The sequence below is a fragment of the Verrucomicrobiota bacterium genome (assembly GCA_037139415.1).
Lineage (GTDB): Bacteria > Verrucomicrobiota > Verrucomicrobiia > Limisphaerales > Fontisphaeraceae > JBAXGN01.
In genome coordinates this window covers 1-1,821 of sequence record JBAXGN010000375.1, presented here as the reverse complement: position 1 = coordinate 1,821, position 1,821 = coordinate 1, and the positions used below count along the sequence as shown (strand labels likewise).

5 protein-coding genes are annotated in these 1,821 nt (G+C 56.4%); 1 reads left to right on the top strand and 4 read right to left on the bottom strand.

Annotated features, from left to right (window positions below; all coding sequences use genetic code 11):
• Window positions 1-199 (top strand): IS630 family transposase (locus tag WCO56_29820; GenBank protein MEI7733800.1); only part of this gene is annotated, 199 nt, incomplete at its 5' end.
• Window positions 200-717: 518 nt separating this feature from the next.
• On the opposite strand, the gene WCO56_29815 is transcribed toward WCO56_29820, so the two are convergent.
• The 4 genes from WCO56_29815 to WCO56_29800 all read right to left on the bottom strand — a co-directional run bounded on the left by WCO56_29815 (window position 718) and on the right by WCO56_29800 (window position 1,757).
• Window positions 718-846 carry a hypothetical protein gene (locus WCO56_29815; protein MEI7733799.1) on the bottom strand — a complete coding sequence of 43 codons (129 nt, stop codon included), beginning with the start codon at window positions 844-846 and terminating at the stop codon, window positions 718-720.
• A 194-nt stretch (window positions 847-1,040) separates the two neighbouring features.
• On the bottom strand, window positions 1,041-1,301 hold the full coding sequence (locus WCO56_29810) for a hypothetical protein (protein MEI7733798.1): 261 nt from the start codon (window positions 1,299-1,301) through the stop codon (window positions 1,041-1,043).
• A gap of 9 nt (window positions 1,302-1,310) precedes the next feature.
• Window positions 1,311-1,529, bottom strand: coding sequence for a hypothetical protein (locus WCO56_29805; GenBank protein MEI7733797.1), 219 nt, complete (start codon window positions 1,527-1,529; stop codon window positions 1,311-1,313).
• A gap of 15 nt (window positions 1,530-1,544) precedes the next feature.
• Window positions 1,545-1,757, bottom strand: coding sequence for a hypothetical protein (locus WCO56_29800; protein ID MEI7733796.1), 213 nt, complete (start codon window positions 1,755-1,757; stop codon window positions 1,545-1,547).
• Window positions 1,758-1,821 lie beyond the last annotated feature (64 nt).

Here is a 1,821-nt window from a genome sequence, read left to right as displayed (position 1 = left end):
CTTGAACCTGATCGAACGGCTCTGGAAGTTCACCCAGAAGCAGTGTCTGGCCGCGACATACTACGAGAATTTCGCGGCGTTCAAGGGGGCCATTGCTGGCTTCCTAAGCACCGTCCACGAGCGCCATGCCGAAGAACTGCAATCGTTGCTGACCTTGAATTTTCAGCAGTTCGAAAAAGCGCAGTCTATGGCCGCGTGAAGTATATAACTTCGGGGGCTAAAATGGTCCATCCATTAGTAGACTTGTTGTGCTATAACCGAAAGCCGATGAAAATGGGCGACGGCGCGGAAATGCTTTCCCTTTTGTGCAGCTAACACGCTTCTCAGCCCTGCTTTTCCGAGCAAATACGAGCTTCTGCCGCCAGTGCGGGGATGCAATTACGGTCCCGCCGCCCCTTATCAGCTATAGCACAACAAGTCTAGTGATATTGTTGGTGGTTGTTCTTGCATCGTTACTATACGTCATTGCCCTCTTGCTTGTTACTCCTTGGATACTGGTAACATCATTGTTTCACAAAAGCGGTTATTGGAGTGCTGTCATGGGCAAATACAAAAGGGTGTTTGCTTTTGTATCATCCGTTTTAGGATCCCGAAGTCGGGCAGAAACAGACAAACACGAGGCCGAACTGTTGCGGGCACGGTGCCCCCGCACGACTGAGCAAGATTTGGATCAGTGAACGGGTCAGCCACCACCTAGTTTTGTGACCGGGTCGGACCTCACTCACTTTTGACACCCATGCCCTTGGCGGTGGCCAGCGGCCAGCGTGTGTCGGAGAGCGCCGTCGGCGCGGCATCGTTGTAGCCCAGCCTCCGCCCATCCAACCAAGCTCCGTTCAGGAGCGGCATATTTCCACAGCCCGGAACCTGTCGCTCCTGAACGGAGCCATTTCATTTTGGCGGTGGGAAACTACCAAGATGCCAGCCCTGCCGGGCTTTCATGGGGCATTCCATGGGCCGCGTTGTTGCCGGTTGCGTGCCGCCGCGGTTGGGCGGCTCATTTGAGCAACGCGGCAAAGCCGGCCTGGTCAGAGAGGTCATTATCAGGCCGCGACCACTTCCACACGGGGAGAAAAACCAAGTCTCTGAAGCAGTTCTTCGCAATCATTCCAAGCCAGACCAAACGCGCGCACGTCGGCCACGCCAAGACGGGCGATGACGGAGGAGAGTGTCGGGGCATCCGGTTCGGCCAACTCGCCGTCCAGCAGGGCGTGTTCTGCCCAATCCACCAACTGCGCAAGCGTCATCTCGTGGTGGAGATAGGCAGCGATTTGGTCGGCCACGGTTTGTTTTGTGATCGTCATGGTTGCAGGCTACGCTTTCTGGTGGCCTTTATCCACCGGGAATTTCTCATGGGTTTCCATCAATTTGCCGGCGGCATCGTAGATCTCCTGCCAAAAGCGCAGGGTGGTTTCATCCGCATCCACTTCCTTCAAATATCGCGCCTGCCAGCCGAGCCGACCGGCCACTTCCAACCGATAGCGACGTCCACCGCCGGGCAAGGTCTCCCAACGGCCAAACTTTTTTTTCATTTTGCCGGCGGGTGCTCACGGCCGGGAATGGCCGTGAACGTAGCGGTCGAGATTGGCAGCGAGGGCAACGGGCAGATCGCCGGCCATGCCGTCAAAATCCTTGAGCGTATCCCACAGCGTGGGCGTCTGCTCGTCCACTGGTTCAATCCGAACGACGGTGCCCGAGGCCCAGGGAACGTCGCCGGGAAGCTTGATGATTCCCTTTTCAATGACGGCGGTGATGCTCATGGGTGAGAAGCTAGTGTAGCGTCTCTGAAACTCGTTGCCATAACGCTCCTTTTAGCTATGGTGG